Origin of the sequence: Flavonifractor sp. An10 (assembly GCF_002161215.1) — a bacterium.
Lineage (GTDB): Bacteria > Bacillota > Clostridia > Oscillospirales > Oscillospiraceae > Flavonifractor > Flavonifractor avistercoris.
Window position 1 is genome coordinate 65311 of sequence record NZ_NFMB01000004.1, and the last position, 20695, is coordinate 86005.

19 protein-coding genes are annotated in these 20695 nt (G+C 66.2%); 7 read left to right on the forward strand and 12 right to left on the reverse strand.

The genetic code is table 11. The features are described 5' to 3' along the window. Positions 1 to 69: 69 nt before the first annotated feature. A complete protein-coding gene (gene hemB / locus B5E42_RS07875) occupies positions 70 to 1053 on the forward strand; it encodes a porphobilinogen synthase (RefSeq protein ID WP_087238417.1) in 984 nt (327 codons plus the stop codon). Further along, positions 1053 to 2333 (forward strand): glutamate-1-semialdehyde 2,1-aminomutase, encoded by a 1281-nt coding sequence (hemL, locus tag B5E42_RS07880; protein WP_087238419.1) that lies wholly within the window; start codon positions 1053 to 1055, stop codon positions 2331 to 2333. The genes hemB and hemL overlap by 1 nt, the downstream gene beginning before the upstream one ends. A 68-nt stretch (positions 2334 to 2401) precedes the next feature. Here the strand turns inward: hemL and B5E42_RS07885 are convergent, their stop codons facing one another. Continuing rightward, complete coding sequence (locus B5E42_RS07885) at positions 2402 to 3616, reverse strand: NADP-dependent isocitrate dehydrogenase (RefSeq protein WP_087238421.1); 1215 nt, start codon at positions 3614 to 3616, stop codon at positions 2402 to 2404. A 160-nt stretch (positions 3617 to 3776) separates the two neighbouring features. Between B5E42_RS07885 and B5E42_RS07890 the strand changes: the two genes are divergently transcribed. After that, entirely contained in the window at positions 3777 to 5096 is a 1320-nt protein-coding gene (locus B5E42_RS07890) for an MATE family efflux transporter (RefSeq protein ID WP_087238423.1), read from the forward strand. Positions 5097 to 5165: 69 nt separating this feature from the next. Then, positions 5166 to 6164 carry a LysM peptidoglycan-binding domain-containing protein gene (locus B5E42_RS07895; RefSeq protein WP_162613934.1) on the forward strand — a complete coding sequence of 333 codons (999 nt, stop codon included), beginning with the start codon at positions 5166 to 5168 and terminating at the stop codon, positions 6162 to 6164. A 316-nt stretch (positions 6165 to 6480) separates the two neighbouring features. Here B5E42_RS07895 and B5E42_RS07900 read toward each other — a convergent pair whose 3' ends face one another. The 4 genes from B5E42_RS07900 to B5E42_RS07915 all read right to left on the reverse strand — a co-directional run bounded on the left by B5E42_RS07900 (position 6481) and on the right by B5E42_RS07915 (position 10587). Next, positions 6481 to 7287 (reverse strand): ABC transporter ATP-binding protein, encoded by an 807-nt coding sequence (locus tag B5E42_RS07900; RefSeq protein WP_087238426.1) that lies wholly within the window; start codon positions 7285 to 7287, stop codon positions 6481 to 6483. Further along, a complete protein-coding gene (locus B5E42_RS07905; RefSeq protein ID WP_087238428.1) occupies positions 7288 to 8202 on the reverse strand; it encodes an ABC transporter permease in 915 nt (304 codons plus the stop codon). Between the two features lie 74 nt (positions 8203 to 8276). Continuing rightward, positions 8277 to 9317 carry an ABC transporter substrate-binding protein gene (locus B5E42_RS07910; protein ID WP_087238430.1) on the reverse strand — a complete coding sequence of 347 codons (1041 nt, stop codon included), beginning with the start codon at positions 9315 to 9317 and terminating at the stop codon, positions 8277 to 8279. Between the two features lie 355 nt (positions 9318 to 9672). Next, entirely contained in the window at positions 9673 to 10587 is a 915-nt protein-coding gene (locus B5E42_RS07915) for a DMT family transporter (protein ID WP_087238432.1), read from the reverse strand. A gap of 63 nt (positions 10588 to 10650) precedes the next feature. On the opposite strand from B5E42_RS07915, the gene B5E42_RS07920 reads away from it, so the two are divergent. After that, positions 10651 to 11277, forward strand: coding sequence for an HAD family phosphatase (locus B5E42_RS07920; protein ID WP_087238434.1), 627 nt, complete (start codon positions 10651 to 10653; stop codon positions 11275 to 11277). 257 nt (positions 11278 to 11534) lie between these two features. Here B5E42_RS07920 and B5E42_RS07925 read toward each other — a convergent pair whose 3' ends face one another. Continuing rightward, complete coding sequence (locus tag B5E42_RS07925) at positions 11535 to 13988, reverse strand: UvrD-helicase domain-containing protein (RefSeq protein WP_087238435.1); 2454 nt, start codon at positions 13986 to 13988, stop codon at positions 11535 to 11537. Positions 13989 to 14200: 212 nt separating this feature from the next. Here B5E42_RS07925 and B5E42_RS07930 point away from each other — a divergent pair, with 212 nt between their 5' ends. After that, entirely contained in the window at positions 14201 to 14755 is a 555-nt protein-coding gene (locus B5E42_RS07930; protein ID WP_087238437.1) for a GNAT family N-acetyltransferase, read from the forward strand. 84 nt (positions 14756 to 14839) lie between these two features. Further along, positions 14840 to 15373: a hypothetical protein gene (locus B5E42_RS07935; RefSeq protein WP_087238440.1), complete on the forward strand. Its 534-nt coding sequence runs from the start codon at positions 14840 to 14842 to the stop codon at positions 15371 to 15373. Here the strand turns inward: B5E42_RS07935 and spoIIR are convergent. The 6 genes from spoIIR to B5E42_RS07965 all read right to left on the reverse strand — a co-directional run bounded on the left by spoIIR (position 15348) and on the right by B5E42_RS07965 (position 20632). Further along, positions 15348 to 15986: a stage II sporulation protein R gene (gene spoIIR, locus B5E42_RS07940; protein WP_087238442.1), complete on the reverse strand. Its 639-nt coding sequence runs from the start codon at positions 15984 to 15986 to the stop codon at positions 15348 to 15350. The two genes, B5E42_RS07935 and spoIIR, sit on opposite strands and share 26 nt — an antisense overlap. A gap of 58 nt (positions 15987 to 16044) precedes the next feature. Then, on the reverse strand, positions 16045 to 16917 hold the full coding sequence (gene ispE, locus B5E42_RS07945) for a 4-(cytidine 5'-diphospho)-2-C-methyl-D-erythritol kinase (RefSeq protein WP_087238444.1): 873 nt from the start codon (positions 16915 to 16917) through the stop codon (positions 16045 to 16047). A 78-nt stretch (positions 16918 to 16995) separates the two neighbouring features. Continuing rightward, positions 16996 to 18276: a DUF1015 domain-containing protein gene (locus tag B5E42_RS07950; protein ID WP_087238446.1), complete on the reverse strand. Its 1281-nt coding sequence runs from the start codon at positions 18274 to 18276 to the stop codon at positions 16996 to 16998. Positions 18277 to 18310: 34 nt separating this feature from the next. Next, positions 18311 to 18916: a bifunctional phosphoserine phosphatase/homoserine phosphotransferase ThrH gene (gene thrH, locus B5E42_RS07955; RefSeq protein WP_087238448.1), complete on the reverse strand. Its 606-nt coding sequence runs from the start codon at positions 18914 to 18916 to the stop codon at positions 18311 to 18313. Between the two features lie 52 nt (positions 18917 to 18968). Continuing rightward, on the reverse strand, positions 18969 to 20156 hold the full coding sequence (locus B5E42_RS07960; protein WP_087238450.1) for an aminotransferase class I/II-fold pyridoxal phosphate-dependent enzyme: 1188 nt from the start codon (positions 20154 to 20156) through the stop codon (positions 18969 to 18971). Beyond that, complete coding sequence (locus tag B5E42_RS07965; protein WP_087238452.1) at positions 20153 to 20632, reverse strand: Lrp/AsnC family transcriptional regulator; 480 nt, start codon at positions 20630 to 20632, stop codon at positions 20153 to 20155. Before B5E42_RS07965 ends, B5E42_RS07960 begins: the two co-directional genes overlap by 4 nt. Positions 20633 to 20695: the final 63 nt, after the last annotated feature.

Genomic DNA, 20695 nt, shown 5'->3' on the forward strand with positions numbered 1-20695 from the left:
TGTTTGAGAACCACAAGCGTAGGGCGGGGGCTTGCCCCCGCCGCGTTTCATGAGAAAGGAAGCGTCAGCATGGAACTGATCCAGCGTCCCCGCCGCCTGCGGGGAAACGAGGCGGTGCGCCGCCTGTGCCGGGAGACCCGGATGTCCCCCGACAGCCTGATCTACCCCATCTTTGTGGACGAGACCCTCAGCGGCAGGCGGCCCATCGAGGCCCTGCCCGGCCAGTACCACTACGGCATCGACGCGGTGGGGCAGGCGGTGGAGGAGTGCCTGGCCAACCGGGTGACCCACTGCATCCTGTTCGGCCTGCCCCGCGAGAAGGACGCCTGCGGCTCCTCCGCCTGGGCCGAGCACGGCGTGGTGCAGGAGGCCATCCGGGCCATCAAGGCCAGATACCCCGACTTCTACGTGATCACCGACGTGTGCATGTGCGAGTACACCGACCACGGCCACTGCGGCATCCTGTCCGGACATGAGGTGGACAACGACAGCACCCTGGAGGTGCTGGCCAAAACCGCCCTGTCCCACGCCCAGGCGGGGGCGGACATGGTGGCCCCCTCCGACATGATGGACGGCCGGGTGGCCGCCATCCGGGCCGCCCTGGACGAGCACGGCTTCCAGAACGTGCCCATTCTGGCCTACTCCGCCAAGTACGCCTCGGCGTTCTACGGCCCCTTCCGCGCGGCGGCGGGCTCCGCCCCCTCCTTCGGCGACCGGAAGGGCTATCAGATGGATCCCCACAACCGGAAGGAGGCCCTCAAGGAGTGCCAGCTGGACATCGCCGAGGGGGCGGACATTATCATGGTCAAGCCCGCCCTCAGCTACCTGGACGTGATCCGGGAGTGCGCCGATTCCTTCGACCTGCCCCTGTGCGCCTACTCCGTGTCCGGGGAGTACGCCATGATCAAGGCGGCCTCCGCCGCCGGACTCATCGACGAGTACAGGATCATGTGCGAGTCCGCCCTGTCCGTGTTCCGGGCGGGGGCCAACATGCTCATCACTTACTACGCCAAGGAACTCTCACAGGCCATCCGGAAGGGGGACATCGGCTGATGGACATCTCGGAACAGCTCTTTGAGCGGGCCAAAAAAGTCCTCCCCGGCGGGGTCAACTCCCCGGTCCGGGCCTACCGGGCGGTGGGCATGGCCCCCCGGTTCATCACCAGGGCCGACGGGGCCTATATCTGCGACGAGGACGGGAAGAAGTACATCGACTACGTGTGCTCCTGGGGCCCCATGATCCTGGGCCACAACCACCCGGTGATCCGGGAGGCGGTGGAGAAGGCGGTGCAGGACGGCCTGTCCTTCGGCGCCCCTACCCGGCGGGAGGTGGACATCGCCGAGCTGATGGTGGAGCTGGTGCCCAATATTGAGATGGTGCGCATGGTCAACTCGGGCACCGAGGCGGTCATGTCCGCCCTGCGGCTGGCCCGTGGGGCCACCGGGCGGGACAAGCTGATCAAATTCGAGGGCTGCTACCACGGCCACTCCGACTGTATGCTGGTCAACGCCGGCTCCTCCGCCCTGGCAGGGGGCCACCCCAGCAGCGCAGGCGTGCCGGTGGGGGCGGCCAAGGACACCCTCACCGCCCAGTTCAACGACCTGGACAGCGTGAAGGAGCTGCTGGAACAGAACCCCGGCCAGGTGGCCGCCGTCATTGTGGAGCCGGTGGCCGCCAACATGGGGGTGGTGAACCCCGCCCCCGGCTTCCTCCCCGGCCTGCGGCAGCTGTGCGACCAGCACGGCGCCCTGCTGATCTTTGACGAGGTGATCACCGGCTTCCGGCTGGCCCTGGGCGGCGCCCAGGCGTACTTCGGCGTGAAGGCCGATCTGGTCACCTTCGGCAAGATCATCGGCGGCGGCATGCCCGTGGGGGCCTACTGCGGCAGCCGGGCCCTGCTGGAGCAGGTGGCCCCCTGCGGCCCGGTGTACCAGGCGGGCACACTCAGCGGCAACCCGGTGGCCATGGCCGCCGGCCTGGCCCAGCTCACCTACCTGAAGGAGCACCCGGAGATCTACACCGACCTGGCCGCCAAGGGGGAGAAGCTGGCCCGCGGCCTGCGCGCCGCGGCAGAGGAGGCCGGGGTGCCGGTGGCCATCAACCAGATCGGCTCCCTGCTGGCCCCCTTCTTCACCCCCACCGAGGTGACCACCTTCACCGACGCCAAGGGCAGCGATGTGGGCCGCTACGCCAGGTACTTCCAGGCCATGCTGGAGGGAGGCGTGGCCCTGGCCCCCGCCCAGTTCGAGGCCATGTTCGTCTCGGAGGCCCACGGGGACGCGGAGCTGGACGCCACCCTGGCGGCCGCCCTGGCGGCCCTCCGGAGCCTGTAACCCTCTAACGTAGAAAGCAGCCCCCGTCCCGGTTCCGGGACGGGGGCTGCCTCATACATACTGCCTGCTTACAGGCGCTTCTCCAGATTGGCCTTGATGGCCCGGATGAACTCCAGGGAAGTGACGCCCCTGGCGGGGGTCTCCCCCTCCCACAGGCCCACCAGATCGCGGGTCATGGTGCCGCCCTCGATGGTGTCGATGGTGGCCTGCTCCAGCTTGTCGGCGAACTGGCCCAGCGCGGCGATGCCGTCCAGCTCCCCCCGCTTGCGCAGGGCGCCCGTCCAGGCGAAGAGGGTGGCCACCGGGTTGGTGGAGGTCTCCTCCCCCTTCAGGTATTTGTAGTAGTGGCGGGTGACGGTGCCGTGGGCGGCCTCGTACTCGTACTTGCCGTCGGGGCTCACCAGCACGGAGGTCATCATGGCCAGGGAGCCGAAGGCGGTGGACACCATGTCGCTCATCACGTCGCCGTCGTAGTTCTTGCAGGCCCAGATGAAGCCCCCCTCGGAGCGGATGACCCGGGCCACCGCGTCGTCGATGAGGGTGTAGAAGTACTCGATGCCCAGCTCGTCAAATCTGGCCTTGTACTCGGAGTCGAAAATCTCCTGGAAGATGTCCTTGAAGGTGTGGTCGTACTTCTTGGAGATGGTGTCCTTGGTGGCAAACCACAGATCCTGCCGGGTGTCGATGGCGTACTGGAAGCAGGAGCGGGCGAAGGAGGCGATGGAGCTGTCCTTGTTGTACTGGCCCTGGAGCACGCCGCCGCACTCAAAGTCATAGATGGTCTGGCGGAATTCCTCCTTCCCGTCGGCGCCGGTGAACACCAGCTCCGCCTTGCCCGGTGAGGGCACCCGGTACTCGGTGCACTTGTACACGTCGCCGTAGGCATGGCGGGCGATGGTGATGGGCTTCTTCCAGGTCTTGACCACCGGGGAGATGCCCCTGACCATGATGGGGGCGCGGAACACGGTGCCGTCCAGAATGGCGCGGATGGTGCCGTTGGGGGACTTCCACATCTCGGAGAGCTTGTACTCCTCCACCCGCTGGGCATTGGGGGTGATGGTGGCGCACTTCACCGCCACGCCGTACTTCTTGGTGGCCTCGGCGGAGTCCACGGTCACCTGGTCGCGGGTTTTCTCCCGCTCGGGCAGGCCCAGGTCGTAATACTCGGTTTTCAGGTCGATATAGGGCAGGAGCAGCTCGTCCTTGATCTGCTTCCACAGCACGCGGGTCATCTCGTCCCCGTCCATCTCCACCAGCGGGGTGGTCATCTGAATCTTTTCCATGGTCTCCTCCTCAGTCGTGATTGAAATTCCAGCTGAGCCAAATTATACCCCGAACGCGGCAAAATGGCAAGGGATTGTGTGCGCTTTGCCACTTGTCCGCCGCCTGGGATCTGGAGTATACTGAAAGGCAGTTTTTGTAAGGAAAAGAGAGGATTGCCCCGTGTTCAGCAAGCAGGCCCTGCGCAGGCTCATCATCCCCCTGATCATCGAACAGTTCCTGTCCGTCATGGTGGGCATGGCAGATATCATGATGGTCTCCGCCGCCGGGGAGACCGCCGTGTCCAGCGTGGCGCTGGTGGATCTCATCAACGTGCTCATCATCAACGTGTTCTCCGCCCTGGCTACCGGCGGCGCCGTGGTGTGCGCCCAGTCCATCGGCGCCCAGGAGCTGGATCGGGCCAACCGGGCGGCCAACCAGCTCATGTACATCGTCACCGCCGCCGCCCTGGTGATCATGGCCCTGGTGCTGCTCCTCCACCGCTGGCTGCTGGGCCTGCTCTTCGGCCAGGTGGAGCCCGCCGTCATGGAGGGGGCGGTCACCTATTTCGTCATCTCCGCCTGGTCATACCCCTTCATCGCCCTGTACAACGGCTGCGCCGCCCTGCTGCGGGCCATGGGCAACTCCCGGGCCTCCATGTATGTCTCCGCCCTGATGAACGTGCTCAACGTCATCGGAAACGCCGTGCTGGTCTACGGCTTCCACATGGGGGTGGCCGGCGTGGCCCTCCCGTCCCTCTTCTCCCGGGCCGTGGCGGCGGCGGTCATGCTGGCCCTCCTCCACAGCGGCCGGGGCCTGGTGCGCATCCACGGCCTGCTCCGCTTCCGGTTTGAGCCGCCCACCATGGCCAAGATCCTCCGCATCGGCATCCCCAACGGCCTGGAGAACAGCTTCTTCCAGCTGGGCCGGGTGGTGCTGGTGAGCCTGATTTCCACCTTCGGCACCGCCCAGACCGCCGCCAACGCGGTGGCCAACAACATCGACAACTTCGGCGTGATCCCCGGCCAGGCCATGGGGCTGGCCCTGATCACCGTGGTGGGCCAGTGCGTGGGGGCCCAGGAGTGGGAGCAGGTGCGCTTCTACACCAAGAAGCTGGTGAAGTTCACCTACCTGTGCACCTGGGGGCTCAACGCGGTGCTGCTGCTGGGCCTGCCGCTGATCCTCGGCCTGTACAGCCTGACGCCGGAGACCCACTGGTACGCCGCGGTGCTCATCTGGATCCACAACGGCTGCGCCATGCTGTTCTGGCCCCTGGCCTTCACCATGCCCAACGCCCTGCGGGCCGCCGGCGACGTGCGGGTGCCCATGGCCGTCTCCATCGTGTCCATGGTGACGGTGCGGGTGGGGGGCAGCTACCTGCTGGGCCTCCACTTCGGCCTGGGAGCCATCGGCGTGTGGATCGCCATGGTGGGGGACTGGATCGTTCGGGTGATCTGCTTTGTGCTCCGCGCCCGGAAGAAGCTGTGGCTGGAGCACCCCTGAAATACGTCGCATAGAATGGGCGGGACCGAACCGGTTCCGCCCATTTTGTCTTGGAAAGGGTGCAGTATATTGCGCAGATTTCTCACCGCCCTGCTCCTGTGCGCCGGGCTGCTGGCCACGGCCATGCCCGCCCTGGCCCTGGAGCCTTCCTCCCGCCCGCTGTACGCCGGCATGGACATCAGCGTCTACCAGGGGGAGGTGGACTTCAATGCCGCCCGGGACGACGGCATCGAGGTGGTCTATATCCGCGCCGGCTACGGCAGCGGAGGGGTGGATGCCTACCTCCAGTCCCACTACCAGGGGGCCAGGGCGGCGGGCCTCCACATCGGCTTTTACCACTTCCTCTACGCCCGCACGGCGGCGGAGGCCCGGGCGGAGGCCCGCTTCTTCGCCGCCCAGCTCTCAGAGCTGACCTACGACTGCCGGCCGGTGCTGGACATCGAGGAGCTCTCCGGCCTCAGCAGCGCCCAGGCCAGCGCCATCGCCGCGGCCTTCCTGGAGGAGCTGGAGTCCCTCACCGGCCAGCCCCCCATGGTGTACACCAGCGCCTACGATGCCAGCCACATGCTGGACAGCTCGGTGGCCCGCTGGCCCCTGTGGGCGGCGGACTACGGGCCCTCCCAGCCCCATGTCACCGCCAACTGGACGTCCTGGGCCGGGTTCCAGTACACCGACCGGGGCACGGTCAGCGGCGTCAGCGGCTATGTGGATCGGGACTCCTTTACGGCGGAGATCTTCTTTTCAGAGGCGCCGGCGCCCGGGGCGGACACCTATACCGTCCGGCGGGGGGACACCCTGTGGGGCATCGCCCGGCGGTACAGCACCACCGTCAGCGCCCTGGCCTCCCTCAACCACATCGCAAACCCCGATCTGATCTACCCCGGCCAGGTGCTCAATCTGCCCCGGGGCGCCGCCCCTTCGGCGGGCACCTACACCGTCCGGCAAGGGGACACCCTGTGGGGCATCGCCCGGCGGTACAATACCACCGTCAGCGCCCTGGCCTCCCTCAACCGCATCGCCAACCCCAATCTGATCTACCCCGGCCAGGTGCTGCGGCTGCCTGCATAAGGAAAGCGGGGGGACGGGATTTGCTCCCGTCCCCCCGCCCAGGCTGTCGAAAAACCCTCCGTGAGGAAAGGCCTCGCAGAGTTCCTGCGGCCGCAGCCGCAGGAATCAAATCAAAATCCGTCATTTCCGGGGACATGCGCCTCGGAAATGACACTTCTCATGGCGGAAGGGGTGACTTTTTCGCAAGAAAACGAACCCCTTCCGCCATGTGGCCTTTCTCGAAAAAGCGGCAAAGCCGCTTTTTCGACACGCTGAGCGGGGGGACGGGATTTGCTCCCGTCCCCCCGCCGGGGGAAGGCCGGTTTTCTGCCTGTGTTCAGTCGTCGGAGAGCAGGATGCGGTCGTTGTCCAGCTCCTTGCCCGCGCCGGCCCGGAACCGCTCCAGCAGATCCTCCACCGTGAGGCCCTGCCGCTCCTGGCCCTGTATGTCCAGCACGATGCGGCCGCCGTCCATCATGAAGGTGCGGGTGCCCAGCTCCAGGGCGTTTTTCATGTTGTGGGTGATCATCAGCGTGGTGATGTGGTGCTCCTCCACGATCTCCCGGGTGAGGGTGAGCACCTTTTCCGCCGTGGCGGGATCCAGGGCGGCGGTGTGCTCATCCAGCAGGAGCAGCTTGGGGGGCACCATGGTGCACATCAGCAGGGTGAGGGCCTGCCGCTGGCCGCCGGAGAGCAGGCCCACCGGCTGGCGCATCCGATCCTCCAGGCCCATGTCCAGGCGGGAGAGCTGCTCCCGGAAGAATTCCTTGTCCGCCCTGGACACCCGGCTGAAAAAGGCCCGCTGGTGCTTGGCGGTGCGGAGATAGGCCAGGGCCAGGTTCTCCTCGATGGTCATGTGGGGGGCGGTGCCCCGCATGGGATCCTGGAACAGCCGGCCGATCTGCCGGCTGCGGCGGTAGGCGGGCAGGTAGGTGATGTCCCGGCCGTCCAGGGTGACGGAGCCCTCATCCACGTAGAAGTCGCCGGCCACCGCGTTGAACAGGGTGGACTTGCCCGCCCCGTTGGAGCCCACGATGGTGACGAAGTCCCCGTCGGCCAGGGTGACGCTCAGGCCATCCAGGGCCTTCTTCTCGTTGACCGTGCCGGGGTTGAAGGTCTTGGAGACGTGTTTCAGCTCCAGCATTTACTTCTCCCCCTTTCTGGCCGCCAGGGCCTTCCGCTTCCTGGCCTGGAAGGCGGCCCAGCTCTTCAGGGTGGGGGCGGCGATGGCCAGGCCCACCACGATGGCGGTGACCAGCTTGAGGCAGTCGATGGGAACCACCTTGGTATAGAGCACGATGGCATAGATAAAGCGGTAGAGGATGCTGCCCACAATCACCGCGATGGCCCCCCGGAACATGGAGCCCCGGCCCACAATGGTCTCCCCGATGATCAGGCAGGCCAGGCCGATGACCACCACGCCGGTGCCCGCGTTGATGTCGGCGGTCTTCTGGGCCTGGCCCACCACCGCGCCGGACAGGCCGGTGAGGGCGTTGGCGATACACAGGCCGATGGTGATGGTGAAGGTGGGGTTGATGGAGGAGGCGCGCACCATGTCCCGGTTGTCGCCGGTGGCCCGGATGGACAGGCCCAGCCGGGTGCCCAGGAAGGCCACCAGCAGCACCCCGGCCAGCACCGTGATGCCGGCGGACAGGAGGATGGCGTTCCAGCTGCCGCCGATGCCGGTGTCCCGGAACAGGGTGAAGATGGTGTCCTGCCGCAGCAGGGACTGGTTGGCCTTCCACCCCATGGCCATCAGGTTGACGGTGTACAGCCCCGTGTTGGTGACGATGCCCGCCAGGATGGAGGGCACCCCCAGCTTGGTCTGGAGAAAGGCGGTGACGAACCCGGCGCAGGCCCCGGCGGCCATGGCGGCGGGGATGGCCAGGAAGGGGTGCCCGGCGGCGGTGAGGCTCACCGACACCGCACAGCCCAGGATGAAGCAGCCGTCGGTGGTGAGATCGGCGATGTCCAGCACCCGGTAGCTGAGAAACAGGGCCATGGCCACCAGGGCGTACTGGAAGCCCAGCTCCAGGGCGGTCTGGGTCACAAAGAGCATAGCGCTCGCGCTCCTTTCAGCAGGGCAAAGCCCCCGGTGCCGGCCGGGGGGCTTGCCTCTGGTTGGTTATAAACTCACTCTTCGGTGGTGGTGACGGCGGCCACCTCGCCCATGGAGTCGAACACGGAGGTGTCGATGCCCAGGGCCTCGGCGGTCTCGGAGTTGACGGTGATGAGGCCGCCGGCCACCTGGTAGTAGTCCTCCAGGCTGTCCATGCCCTCGGTCATGGCCCGGTAGGCCAGGTCGGCGGTCTGGGCGCCCAGGTCGGTGTAGTTGACGCCGCAGGTGGCGAAGGCGCCGTTGCGCACGAAGGAGTCGGCCCCGGTGTAGTGGGGAATGCCGGCGTTGATGAAGTCCTCGTAGATGGCCAGCTCAGCCGCCATGATGATGTTGTCGGTGGGGGTAAAGACCGCGTCTACCCCGTCGGCGATCAGGGAGCTGGCGGCGGCGATAACCTCGTCATTGGTGTTGGCGGTGGCCTCGGTGTAGGCGATGCCCTTCTCGTCCAGATAGGCCTTGGCGTCGGCAATGGGCACCTCGGAGTTGGGCTCGGACAGGGAGTAGAGCAGGCCCACGCTCTGGAGCTCCGGGTTCTGGGCCAGCATCATGTCCAGAATCAGATTGGTGTCCAGGGCGTCGCTGGTGCCGGTGACGTAGTCGATGCCGGTGAGATCGGCCGTCTCGGGATAGGAGATGGCGGCGAACACCACCGGGGTCTGGCTCTCCTCGGCGGAGACGGCGGCCACCTGGGCGGCGGTGGTGGCGATGGGGATGATGGCGTCCACCCCGTCGGCGATGGCCTGGTCGGCCAGCTGACGCAGCACGGTCTGGTCGCCCTGACCGGAGGTCACCTCGTACTGGATGGTGATGCCGTTCTCCGCGGCAATCTCGTCCAGCCGGGCGGCGATGGCGTCGGCGATCTCGTCCAGGGAGGCGTGATCCATCTGCTTGATGACGGCCACGGTGTAGGTATCCCCGGAGCCCCCGGTGGAGGCGCTGGTGTTGTCGGCCGCCGGAGTGTCGGCGGTGCCGGAGGTGCCGCCGGAGCAGGCGGTGAGGGACAGGGCCAGGGCGGCCGCGGCGGAGAGAGACAGGACTCGGTTCAGCTTTTTCATGTTTGGTTCCTCCTAAATATGAATTCCGGGAGGCAGATGGTGCAGAGTGTAAAAAAACGCTTCTGCCCCATTGCTGGGACAAAAGCGTTTCAAACACTTCTGCGATACCACCCAAATTGACGTTTGCACGTCCACTCGCTTCACGCACCATCATGCGTGCCCGATGGATAACGGGTGGGATCCCGTCGGCATCTACTAGGTTTCCCGTTCAAGCCGCCCTCGGAAGTCCATTCGCCGGTCTCCTCAGGCCCTGATCCCACCATCCAGGGCTCTCTTTGCATCGGAAGCGCCGGGTACTTCTCTTCCTCACAGGTTTGCTGTGGTTGACTTGTTATGGTGTATTATATGCACCTGTTCAGACTTTGTCAACCCTTTTTTTCCGCAGGAAGGAGAATTTCGTCTCCGAGCACACCACCGCCAGGAAGATCAGGGCGAAGCCCACGAACATGAGGGGGGTGGGCCGCTCCCCGGCGAAGAGGATGGAGAAGAACACGCCGAAAGGGGCCTCCAGGGACAGGAGGACGGCTGCGGTGGCGGCGGGGGTGTACTTCTGCCCGATGTTCTGGAACAGCAGGGCGCCGCAGGAGGCGAAGATCACCAGATAGGCCAGGCCGAAGATCAGGCTCTGGTCAAACACGCCGGGGGTGAGGGCGGGGCGGGTGACCAGCACACCGATCCAGGAGAACAGGGCAAAGGAGGCGAACTGGAGGGTGGTGAGGATGAAGATGTCCCGGCCCTCAGAGTACTTGGCCACGGCCACAATGTGGGCGGCGAAGAAGAAGCCGCCGATGAGGGTGAGCACGTCGCCCATGTTGAAGGCGGAGGCGTTGCTGCCGGTCACGGATACCAGGGCGATGCCGGCGATGCACAGGAAGGCCGCCAGGATGTTGAACTTGTCGGGGCGGCGTCCGGCGATGGCCCAGTACAGGAAGGGGACGATGACGCAGTAGACGGCGGTGAAGAAGGCGTTCTTGCCGGAGGTGGTCTGCTCCAGCCCGAAGGTCTGGAAGGCATAGGCCACAAACAGGCAGAAGCCCATCACCGTGCCGCCGATCAGGTACTGCCTGTCCAGCACCTTCCACCGCTTGATGAACACCACGGCCAGCACCAGGGCCGCGAAGGTAAAGCGGATGGCCAGCAGCCAGAAGGTGGGCAGCACGTCCACGCTGTTCTTCATCACCACGAAGGAGCTGCCCCAGATGATGGTGGCCAGGACGATCAGGGGGCTGGCGAAGCGGGCCAGGATGCTGGTTTCTTTGTGTTCGCTCATGGTTGTACCTCTCCTTTGACTATGATAAAATCATGCTATCGCTTTCTCTGGAGGTTATCGCCTGTGGATCTGTTCGATTTTGACGGCACGCTGGTGGATTCCAACGGCGTGTGGGTGGATGTGGACAACGGCTTTCTGGCCCGGCGGGGGCTCATCCCCACCCGGGAGTACAGCGATGCCGTGGGCCACTCCATCTTCCCTATTGCCGCACAATATACCAAGGACTACTACCATCTGGACATGAGCCCGGAGGAGATCATGGCCGAGTGGCTGGACATGGCCCGGGACGCCTATGCCCATCAGGTGCCCCTCAAGCCGGGGGCCGGCGAGTTCCTGGCCCGCCGGGCGGGGGAGGGGGCGGACATGGCCCTGGTCACCGCCTGCGTGCCTGAGCTGTGCCGGGCCGCCCTGGCGCGCCACGGCCTGGAGCGGTACTTCTCCGCCGTGGTCTACGTTCAGGAGCTGGGGGTGGAGAAGCGGGATCCCCGGGCCTTCGCCCTGACCCTGGAGCGGCTGGGGGTGCGGGCGTCGGACTGCACCCTCTACGAGGACTCCCCCGGGGCCTGCAAGGCCGCCCGGGACACGGGCATCGCCGTGGTGGGGGTGTACGACCCCTTCTACGCCATGTACGAGGCGGAGATGAGGCAGCTCTGCCGCCGGTATATCCGCAGCTTTACTGAGCTGTTGTAGGGCCGGCGGGCGGTTTCTCTGCCTGTCCGGCTGGGTATATCGATTGCCAGACCCGTAGGGGCGGATATCATCCGCCCGTCTGACTCCGCAGCCGCTGGCCCCGTGGGGCGCGACGACTCGGCGCGCCGTCCGTAGGGGCGACCTGTGGTCGCCCACCATTCGCCGGGCACTCCCCGGGGACGCGCCCGCCGGGCCGCCGTTGGTGCCATGCCTCTGAAATATCATGGCGGTTGCGGCGGCTGGGAAGCGCCGGCGCCCTACAGCTTTTTCATGTACTGGGCGGCGGACTTGAGCATGAGCCGCTTGGTGCCCACGGTGTCGAAGGCGATCTCCACCAGGGCATCGCCCCCCATGGGGGTCACCTTGGTGATGAGGCCCCTGCCGAAGGCCTTGTGCTGGACGCTGTCCCCGGCCCGGAAGGCGGGGGCGGCGGCTTTGGGGGCGCTGCCCGCCGCGGGGCTCTTCCAGTCGGGGGCGGGGGCGCCGGAGGAAGGGACGGCGGACTCGTGCCCCAGGGAGAAGCCCCGGTCGTAGGTGCGGCGCTGCCGGGCGGGGCGGGGGCGCTCCGCCTCCCGCTCCTGCCGCTCGGCGTAGGGCAGGCGGCCGGATTTCTCCACGTACTCCGCCGGGATCTCCCCCAAAAAGCGGGAGGGCCGGTTGGAGTTGGTGCGGCCGAAGAGCATCCGCTGGGAGGCGCAGGTCATGTACAGCTTCTCCTTGGCCCGCGTCATGGCCACGTAGCAGAGGCGGCGCTCCTCCTCCATCTCCTCGGCCTCCCCAATGGCGCGGATGCCGGGGAAGATGCCCTCCTCCACGCCCACCACGAACACCACCGGAAACTCCAGGCCCTTGGCCGAGTGCATGGTCATCATGACCACGCAGTCCTCGTCGGGGTCGTGGGCGTCCAGGTCGGTGTACAGGGCGATCTCGTCCAGGAAGCCGGACAGGGTGGGCTCGTCCTCGGCGTTTTCCAGGTAGTTCTGGATGGAGGAGAGCAGCTCGTGGACGTTCTCCAGCCGGGTGCGGTCTTCCACGGTGTTCTTCTGCTCCAGCATGACGGCGTAGCCGGTGCGCTGCACCAGCTCCTCGTAAAAGTCGGGCAGGGGCAGCTCGCCGGACAGCTTCCGTAGCTCACCCATCAGCTCGGCGAACTGGCCCAGCTTTGGGGCGGCCTTCTGCAGCTCCGGCCAGTCCCGGGCGTGGCTCACCACGTCCCACAGGGAGCGGCCCTCCGCCTGGGCGATGGACTGGGCCCGCTCCACCGTGGTGGCGCCGATGCCCCGGGGCGGGTTGTTGATGATGCGGGACAGGCGCAGATCATCGCCCGGGTTGTTCACCGCGCACAGGTAGGCCAGCATGTCCTTGACCTCCGCCCGGTCGAAGAAGCGAATGCCCCCGATGATGCGGTAGGGGATGCCGTTGCGTTTGAAGGCCTGCTCCATCTGGTTGGACTGGGCGTTCATGCGGTAGAGCACCGCGTGCTCCTTCCACTTCCGTCCGGCGGAGTAGTCCGCCAGGATCTGGGCGGCCACGTACTGGGCCTCGTCGTGCTCGTTCATGGCGGTGTAGCAGTGAACCTTGTCCCCCGCGTCGTGCTCCGTCCACAGCTCCTTGCCCTTGCGGCCCTCGTTGTTGCGGATCACCGCGTTGGAGGCCTCCAGGATGTTCCTGGTGGAGCGGTAGTTCTGCTCCAGCCGGATTACCCGGGCTCCCTTGTACTGGCTCTCGAAGGAGAGGATGTTCTCGATGGTGGCGCCGCGGAAGCGGTAGATGGACTGGTCGTCGTCCCCCACCACGCAGATGTTCTCGTACCCCCCCGCCAGGGTGGAGGCCAGCAGATACTGGAGATTGTTGGTGTCCTGGTACTCGTCAATGAGTACATAGCGGAATTTCCTCTGGTAATATTCCCGCACGTCATCGGATTTCTGGAGCAGGCGCACCGTGTCCAGGATGATGTCGTCAAAGTCCAGGGCGTTGGCGTCCTTCAGGCGGCGCTCATACTCGGCATACACCTTGGCGATCTTCACCAGCCGGAAGTCCCCGGCCTTCTCGCACTCGGCCAGGTAGTCCGCCCCCAGCTTCATGGCGTCCTTGGCCCGGGAGATGTATCCCAGCACCGAGCGGGGGGAGAAGGTCTTTTCATCCAGGTTGAAGTCCTTCAGGATGTCCTTGATCACCCGCTCGGAGTCGGCGGTGTCGTAGATGGTGAAGGAGCTGGTGAAGCCCAGCCGGTCGATGTCCCGCCGCAGGATGCGCACGCAGGCGGAGTGGAAGGTGGAGGCCCAGATATCGCCCGCCGCCGGGCCCAGCATCCGCTCCAGCCGCTCCTTCAGCTCCCCGGCGGCCTTGTTGGTGAAGGTGATGGCGATGATAGACCAGGGCACCGCCGGCTCCACCTGGCAGAGCCGCTCCTGCTCCGCCTTTCGGGAGGGATCGGGGTTGCGGACGTACTCCTCCAGGAAGTCCAGCTCGGCGGGGGTGACCCAGGCGGGCACCTCGTCGCAGTCGGAGCCCCGGCCGTATTTTATCAGGTTGGCGATGCGGTGGATGAGCACGGTGGTCTTGCCGCTGCCCGCCCCCGCCAGGAGGAGCAGGGGCCCCTCGGTGGCCATGGCGGCCTTCCGCTGCTCAGGGTTCAGGTTCTGGAAGTCCAGCGCGATGGCGGCCCGCCGGGCCTTGCAAAAGCGCAGTTCCTCGTCTCGGTTCAGCATTGGGATTCTCCTCGGTAGGCGGGGCCGTCCAGTTTCTGGACGGCCCCCGCATTTTTCTGCCTCTATTTTACCGAAAACCGGCGGCCAGGTCAACCTTCCGGAATGGAATCTTTTCCATGCGAAAAGGGAATGCCTTACCGGCACCAACGTGCAAAACCCGGCAGGCTGTGCTATAATAAAACCTGCTGAATCAACCGGAAAGGAGAATTTCCGTGAACCGCTATGTATTCCGCTCCCCACGGCTGGGGTTCCTGGCGGCAAATCCCGCCCTGGCCGCCCCTGCCGCCGCCTTCTACCGCCGCAACCGGGACGCCTTCGCCCCCTTCGACCCGGTGTGGGACGAGGAGTTCTACACCGAGGAGGGACAGGCCCGGCGCCTGGCGGAGGAGCAGTCCTGGGCGGAGGCGGGCCGCTCCTTCCGCTTCCTGCTGGTGCAGCCCCGCCATCCGGGAAAAATCGTCGGCATGCTGGGCCTCAACGAGATCGTCCGGGGGGCCTTCCAGTCCTGCTTCATCTCCTACAAAATCGACCACACCCTGTGGGGCCGGGGCTGCGGCTCCGAGGCCATCGCCTACGGGGCGGAGTGGGCCTTCCGGGCCCTGGGGCTCCACCGGGTGGAGGCCAACATCATGCCACGCAACACCGCCTCCCGCCGGGCGGCGGCCAAGGCCGGGTTTGTGGAGGAGGGCCTGTCGCGGAAGTACCTCAAAATCAACGGCGTGTGGGAGGATCATATCCACATGGTGCGGCTGAATGGGGAAAACTAGTGGCGCTTTTACAGAATCTTTACACCGTTTTTCGCCTTCCTGTGCTATTCTGAGTCCAGAAACAGCGGGAAAGGGGAAATCCACGTGAAGACCGGAAAACGGTGCTGGCTCCTGCTCCTCCCTCTGGCGGCCCTGCTGGCGGGGTTTTTGGCCTGGATGTACCACCCCCGCAGCCTGACCACTTCCCTCCGCGCCCTCGGCGGGGATATCCAGGTCATCATTTCCACCCATGAGATCCGGGTGGAGGATCATGTGGCCTACCCGGACGGGAAGGGCTATCCGTTCATCGTCGAGGCCGGTACGGAGGAGTACGACGCCCTGCTGGAGCTGCTGGAGGGGTACTCCTGGCACGAGCAGATCAACACCCTGGGCGGGGATGAGACGATCAACGGCACGGGCCGGGGCGATCCGGAGGTGAATCTGGACATCACGATCTATTCCCTGGCGCCGAAGTCCGCACCGTCACAGGGCGATGTCAGCATCTACAATTACAAGGGGGCGCCCAATGCCAGGGTGGACGGAAACGTCTGCCAGCTCGGCTGGGGAGACGACAACGGGGAACTGCTGCTGGCGCTGGCGGAGCTGTTCGGGGTCACGAACCCGCAAGCCAGCCCTTGAACTCCTCCAGCAGCTCGATGGCCCGGAATTTCACCACGTAGCCCTCGTCCTCGCCGGTGATCAGGGACACCTGTCCCTCCGTGAGCCCCGCATCGGCGGCGGCCTCCTCCACCGTCTCGGTGACCGAGCCCAGGCACAGGGGCGGGAACACCACGCACCACCAGTTCTGCCCCGCCCCCTCGCCGATCTCGATGCGCAGGGCGGTATACTGCCCGGCGGGGAGGGCGAAGTCGGTGTAGGTCTTGGTGGGGAACCAGTAGTTGTGCACCAGGGAGGCGGTCACCGGGTAGTCGCAGCCCGCAGCCCCCACCGCCTCCGCCCCGGCGGCGGCCAGGTCGTACAGGTGGGCGCGGAGGAGCTCCTCCGTCTCCTCCCGGGTGATGCCCGGGGTGAGGTAGGTCTCCGCCTCCGCCAGCACCCGATCCCGCACCCGGAGCTTGAGGGCCTGATCCTCCGCCGAGTCGGAGTTGGCCAGCACGTGGAGGCGGATCACCTGGTCGGCCAGGGCGGCCTGGGCCCCGTCCAGCCGGGCCCCCAGCAGGGCGGCCAGAGCCACGCCGATGAGCAGCGCCAGCTCCCACCGGCGCAGGGTCTTGGAATGGGTTGTTTTCACAAAAAATCACCGTCCGCTATGTAGCTTGTGCCTACATTGTGGACGGTGATGTTCTGTTTTATACCAGTTTTTCCACCGGACGGGCCAGAAAGCAGGTGGGACACAGCTGGGACAGGGCGGCCAGCGCCCGCCGGGCCGCCCCCTCGGAGTCGAACAGCCCGAATACGGCGGAGCCGGTGCCGCTCATGCAGGCGCCCAGGGCCCCCTGCTGGATCAGCTCGGTCTTGAGCCGCTGGATCTCAGCGGCCCGCCGGGGGGGCAGGGCGTCCTCAAACACGTTGTACATACGCCGGGCCACGCCGGCCAGATCCCCCGCCGCCAGGGCGGAGAGCAGCCCCGCCGTGTCCGGCCGGCGGCGGATGCGGACGCCGTCCAGCCGGGCGAAGAGCTCCGGCGTGGGCACCGAGAAGGCGGGCTTGCAGAGCACCACATGGCAGGAGGGCAGGGGGGGCAGGTCGGTGAGCACCTCGCCCCGGCCCTCGGCCAGGGCGGTGCCCCCCCGGACGCAGTAGGGCACGTCGGAACCCACCTTTGTCCCAATCTCCTCCAGCCGCTCCGGCGGCAGATGGAGCCCGGCCAGATGGTTCAGCCCCCGGAGGACGGCGGCGGCGTCGGCGCTGCCCCCGGCCAGCCCGGCGCAGACGGGGATGGACTTGTCCAGGGTGATGGACAGCCCGCCCCAGTCCGCCCCGGTGTCCTCCGCCAGGCGGAGGGCCGCGGCGGCGGCCAGGTTGCGCCCGTCGGCGGGGAGGAAGCCCAGATTGCTGCGCATGGACAGGGGCTTGCCCGTGCCGGTCTCCAGCCGGAGCCGGTCGCACAGATCCACGGTCTGCATCACCATGCGCATCTCGTGGTACCCGTCAGGCCGCTTCTCCAGCACGTCCAGGGAGAGATTCAGTTTGGCGTAGGCCAGCACATCCAGCGCGGGCATGGCAGTCGCCTCCTGGTGCAATGATAAAATGATGGCGCGCCGGGTCGTCGCGCCCCACGGATGGAGCCCCTTTCTCGATTACCTGATTTTTCTGGCCTCCAGATAGAACCGCTTGTCGTGGGCCTCCCCCATGGAGAAGGTCTTGCGGGGGAGGACGCCGTCGTGGATCACGGTGGGGAAGAGCTGCTCCTTGCCCATGGCGGGCAGGAGGAAGGCGATGTTGCCCGGGTGGGCGGCCAGCTCCCGGGCCACGTCCGAGCCGTGGATGTAGTCGATGCGCCCGCCGTGGGCTTTCACATAGGCATCCAGCACGGGCTGGAGGGTGCCCACCTCCAGCTGGGCGTCAGGGCGGGGCACGGTGACGGCGCCCTTTTTGTCCTGGGCGTACCAGCGCAGCACATGGCCGTCCCCCTCGCCGGCATAGGCGCCGGGGCAGGCGTTCAGCAGCGCCTCCACCACCCCCTCCGGCTCCACGCCGAACACCACCCGGTGGATGGGCTCAAACTCCAGGGAGGCGTCGTGGAGGTTCACCAGCTCGCACAGGGCGTACCGGGCGGGCAGAGCGTCCCAGTGCGACCGCGGGGTGAGCTTCTTCTGCCGCTCATAGCACTCCTTGGCGGTGGCCAGGGAGTGGTTGCCGTCCCCCACGGCGAAGAGGAGCACCGGCTTGTCCACGGTGCCGTACTTGGCGTTGAAGGCGGCGGGGTCGGCCAGGGCCCGCAGGGCGGAGGCCGCCAGGGCCATGCTCTCCCCGTCCAGCTTCCAGCCGGCGATGTGGCCGCCCCGCTCCATGAGGTCGAAGTCGTACACCTGCTCCATCCTGTCCTTCCGGGCGGAGAGAGGCTCGATCACCGTCTTCTCCGGATCGTCGGCCAGGAGCATGATGTGGGGCAGCTCCAGAGGGGCGTTCTTGCGCACCGCCACCCGGGGCGGGATGCGGGACATGACCGTGCCCTCGGTGGCGCGCACCAGGGAGGACGCGCCGGGCTCATAGTCGTACTGCTCCAGATCCACCATGCCCACCAGGCCCCGGCGCAGCCGCAGGTTGTCCAGCCGCCGCTCCACATAGATGAGGGAGGCGGGCAGGGTGCGGAACCGGTCTTCCCGCAGGTAGCGGGTCATGGTGTTGTTGATCTCCATGATGTCGGTCTCCACGTTGGGGCCGTCCAGGCAGCTCTCAGGCAGGATCAGCCGCAGGGTGGAGGGGGCGGAGCCCACATACTCCTCCACCCGCTGCCAGTACTCCGGCTGGGAGGTGTACTGGTCGCAGGCCACCACCGACCACTTGGCATATTCGCAGTCCTGGGGCAGCAGGATGTCGGCCGGGCCGAAGGGCAGGCCGTCAAACAGGTTTGTCATCGTTCTCACTCCCCGCTCTCGTTTTGAGAGCTCTCTATTGGGCCATGGCCCCCCGGATGGCCGCCAGCAGATCGTCAAACCGGTCGAAGGCGGGCAGCTCCGGGTGCTCGGCCTTGATGGCGTCGGTGCTGCGGAACAGGAAGCCGGCCTTGCTGGCCTGGATCATGCCCAGGTCGTTGTGGCTGTCCCCGGCGGCGATGGTCTGGAAGCCGGCGGACTGGAGGGCGCGCACCGTGGTCAGCTTGGACTGGGGGCAGCGCATGCGGTAGCCGGTGATGGCCCCGTCGGGCGCCACCTCCAGGGTGTTGCAGAACAGGGTGGGCCAGTTGAGCTTGCGCATCAGGGGCTGGGCGAACTGCTCGAAGGTGTCGCTGAGGATGATCACCTGGGTCTCCTCCCGCAGCTTGTCCAGAAACGCCCGGGCCCCGGGCAGGGGGTCGATTTTGGCGATGGTGGCCTGGATCTCCTTCAGCCCCAGATGGTGCTCCTTGAGGATGTCCAGGCGGTAGCGCATGAGCTTGTCGTAGTCCGGCTCGTCCCGGGTGGTGCGCTTCAGCTCCGGGATGCCGCTGGCCTCGGCAAAGGCGATCCAGATCTCCGGAACCAGGACGCCCTCCATGTCCAGGCAGGTGATGTACATATCGGTTCCCCCTTTTCTGTTCTGTTGTGTATGTCGGTGCGCCCGGCGGGAATTACCCCTCCCGGGCCTGCTTCTTGCGCAGGTTGGTCAGGAAGTTGTCCATGCGGGTCAGGGCCTCGGCGATGTCCTTCATGCTGGTGGCGTAGCAGCAGCGGACAAAGCCCTCGCCGCCGGCGCCGAAGGCGGAGCCGGAGATGACCGCCACCTTCTCCTCCATCAGGAAGCGCTCGCAGAAGTCGTCGGAGCTCAGGCCAGTGCCCCGGATGTCGGGGAACACGTAGAAGGCGCCCTTGGGCTCAAAGCAGGGCAGGCCGATGCGGCGCAGACCCTCCACCAGATAGCGGCGGCGGCCGTCGTACTCGTCCCGCATCTTCTCGATGTCCCCGTCGCCGTTGCGCATGGCCTCGATGGCGGCGTACTGGCTGGTGGTGGGGGCGGACATGATGCCGAACTGGTGGAGCTTGAGCATCTGCTGGATCACCGGCGCGGGCCCGCAGACGTAGCCCATGCGCCAGCCGGTCATGGCGTGGCTCTTGGAGAAGCCGTTGACCACGATGGTGCGGTCGTACATCTCGGGCAGGTTGGCGATGGACACGTGCTTCCGGCCGTAGGTCAGCTCGGCATAGATCTCGTCGGAGAGCACCATGATGTTGGTGTCCTTCAGCACTTCGGCGATGGCCTCCAGATCGGCCCGCTCCATGATGCCGCCGGTGGGGTTGGAGGGGAAGGGGAGCACCAGCACCTTGGTGCGGGGGGTGATGGCGGCGCGGAGCTGCTCGGGGGTGAGGCGGAACTCATTCTCCGCCTTCAGCTCCACGTACACCGGGACGCCGCCGGCCATGGAGGCCAGGGGCCCGTAGCACACGAAGGAGGGCACGGGGACGATCACCTCGTCGCCGGGGTTGAGCAGGCACCGCAGGGCCAGGTCGATGGCCTCGCTGCCGCCCACGGTGACCACGATCTGGTGGGCAAAGTCGTACTGCAGGCTGAAGCGGCGGTTTAAGTAGGCGGCGATCTCCCGGCGCAGCTCCGCCATGCCGGCGTTGCCGGTGTACTTGGTGAAGCCCTTCTCCAGGGAGTAGATGCCCGCGTCCCGGATGTGCCAGGGGGTGACGAAGTCGGGCTCGCCGATGCCGAGGGAGATGGCGTCCTTCATCTCCTCCAGAATGTCGAAAAAGCGCCGGATGCCCGAGGGCTTGACCTCCTGAATGCGCTTACTGAGGATCTCGTCGTAATTCATGAGAAAATCCACTCCCTCTCCTGCTTTTCCTGCTTTTCAAAGATCAGGTGCTTCTCCTTGTACTTGTGCAGGATGAAATGGGTGGCGGTGCCCGTCACGTCTTCCAGAGTGGACAGGCGCTCCCCCACAAACTGGGCCACCTCTTTCAGCGTGCGCCCGGAGATGATGACGGTGAGATCAAAGGCCCCGCTCATCAGATAGACGCTCTCCACCTCGTCGTACTGGTAGATGCGCTCGGCCACCCGGTCGAAGCCCTCCCCCCGCTGGGGGGTCACCTTGACCTCGATAAGGGCGGTGACCGCCTCCCGCTGGGTGCGGTCCCAGTCCACAATGGCCTGGTAGCCCAGGATAATCTTTTCGTCCTCATACCGCTTGATGGCGGCCTTCACATCCTCCACGGTCATATCGGTCATGGATGCAAGCTGTTCCGGCGTCAGGGTGCAGTCCTGTTCCAGGAGCTGAAGCAGCTTTGCCATAGCAATTCCTCCTATCTGCTGGCCCGCCATGGGGCGGACGGATATATTCTATTATTATAAACG

Bases quoted from the DNA above. Each gene is read 5' to 3' on its own strand.
- hemB (WP_087238417.1), top strand. From the start codon at position 70: ATGGAACTGATCCAGCGTCCCCGCCGCCTGCGGGGAAACGAGGCGGTG.
- hemL (WP_087238419.1), top strand. From the start codon at position 1,053: ATGGACATCTCGGAACAGCTCTTTGAGCGGGCCAAAAAAGTCCTCCCC.
- B5E42_RS07885 (WP_087238421.1), bottom strand. From the start codon at position 3,616: ATGGAAAAGATTCAGATGACCACCCCGCTGGTGGAGATGGACGGGGAC.
- B5E42_RS07900 (WP_087238426.1), bottom strand. From the start codon at position 7,287: ATGCTGGAGCTGAAACACGTCTCCAAGACCTTCAACCCCGGCACGGTC.
- B5E42_RS07905 (WP_087238428.1), bottom strand. From the start codon at position 8,202: ATGCTCTTTGTGACCCAGACCGCCCTGGAGCTGGGCTTCCAGTACGCC.
- B5E42_RS07910 (WP_087238430.1), bottom strand. From the start codon at position 9,317: ATGAAAAAGCTGAACCGAGTCCTGTCTCTCTCCGCCGCGGCCGCCCTG.
- B5E42_RS07915 (WP_087238432.1), bottom strand. From the start codon at position 10,587: ATGAGCGAACACAAAGAAACCAGCATCCTGGCCCGCTTCGCCAGCCCC.
- B5E42_RS07925 (WP_087238435.1), bottom strand. From the start codon at position 13,988: ATGCTGAACCGAGACGAGGAACTGCGCTTTTGCAAGGCCCGGCGGGCC.
- ispE (WP_087238444.1), bottom strand. From the start codon at position 16,917: ATGCCCGCGCTGGATGTGCTGGCCTACGCCAAACTGAATCTCTCCCTG.
- B5E42_RS07950 (WP_087238446.1), bottom strand. From the start codon at position 18,276: ATGACAAACCTGTTTGACGGCCTGCCCTTCGGCCCGGCCGACATCCTG.
- thrH (WP_087238448.1), bottom strand. From the start codon at position 18,916: ATGTACATCACCTGCCTGGACATGGAGGGCGTCCTGGTTCCGGAGATC.
- B5E42_RS07960 (WP_087238450.1), bottom strand. From the start codon at position 20,156: ATGAATTACGACGAGATCCTCAGTAAGCGCATTCAGGAGGTCAAGCCC.
- B5E42_RS07965 (WP_087238452.1), bottom strand. From the start codon at position 20,632: ATGGCAAAGCTGCTTCAGCTCCTGGAACAGGACTGCACCCTGACGCCG.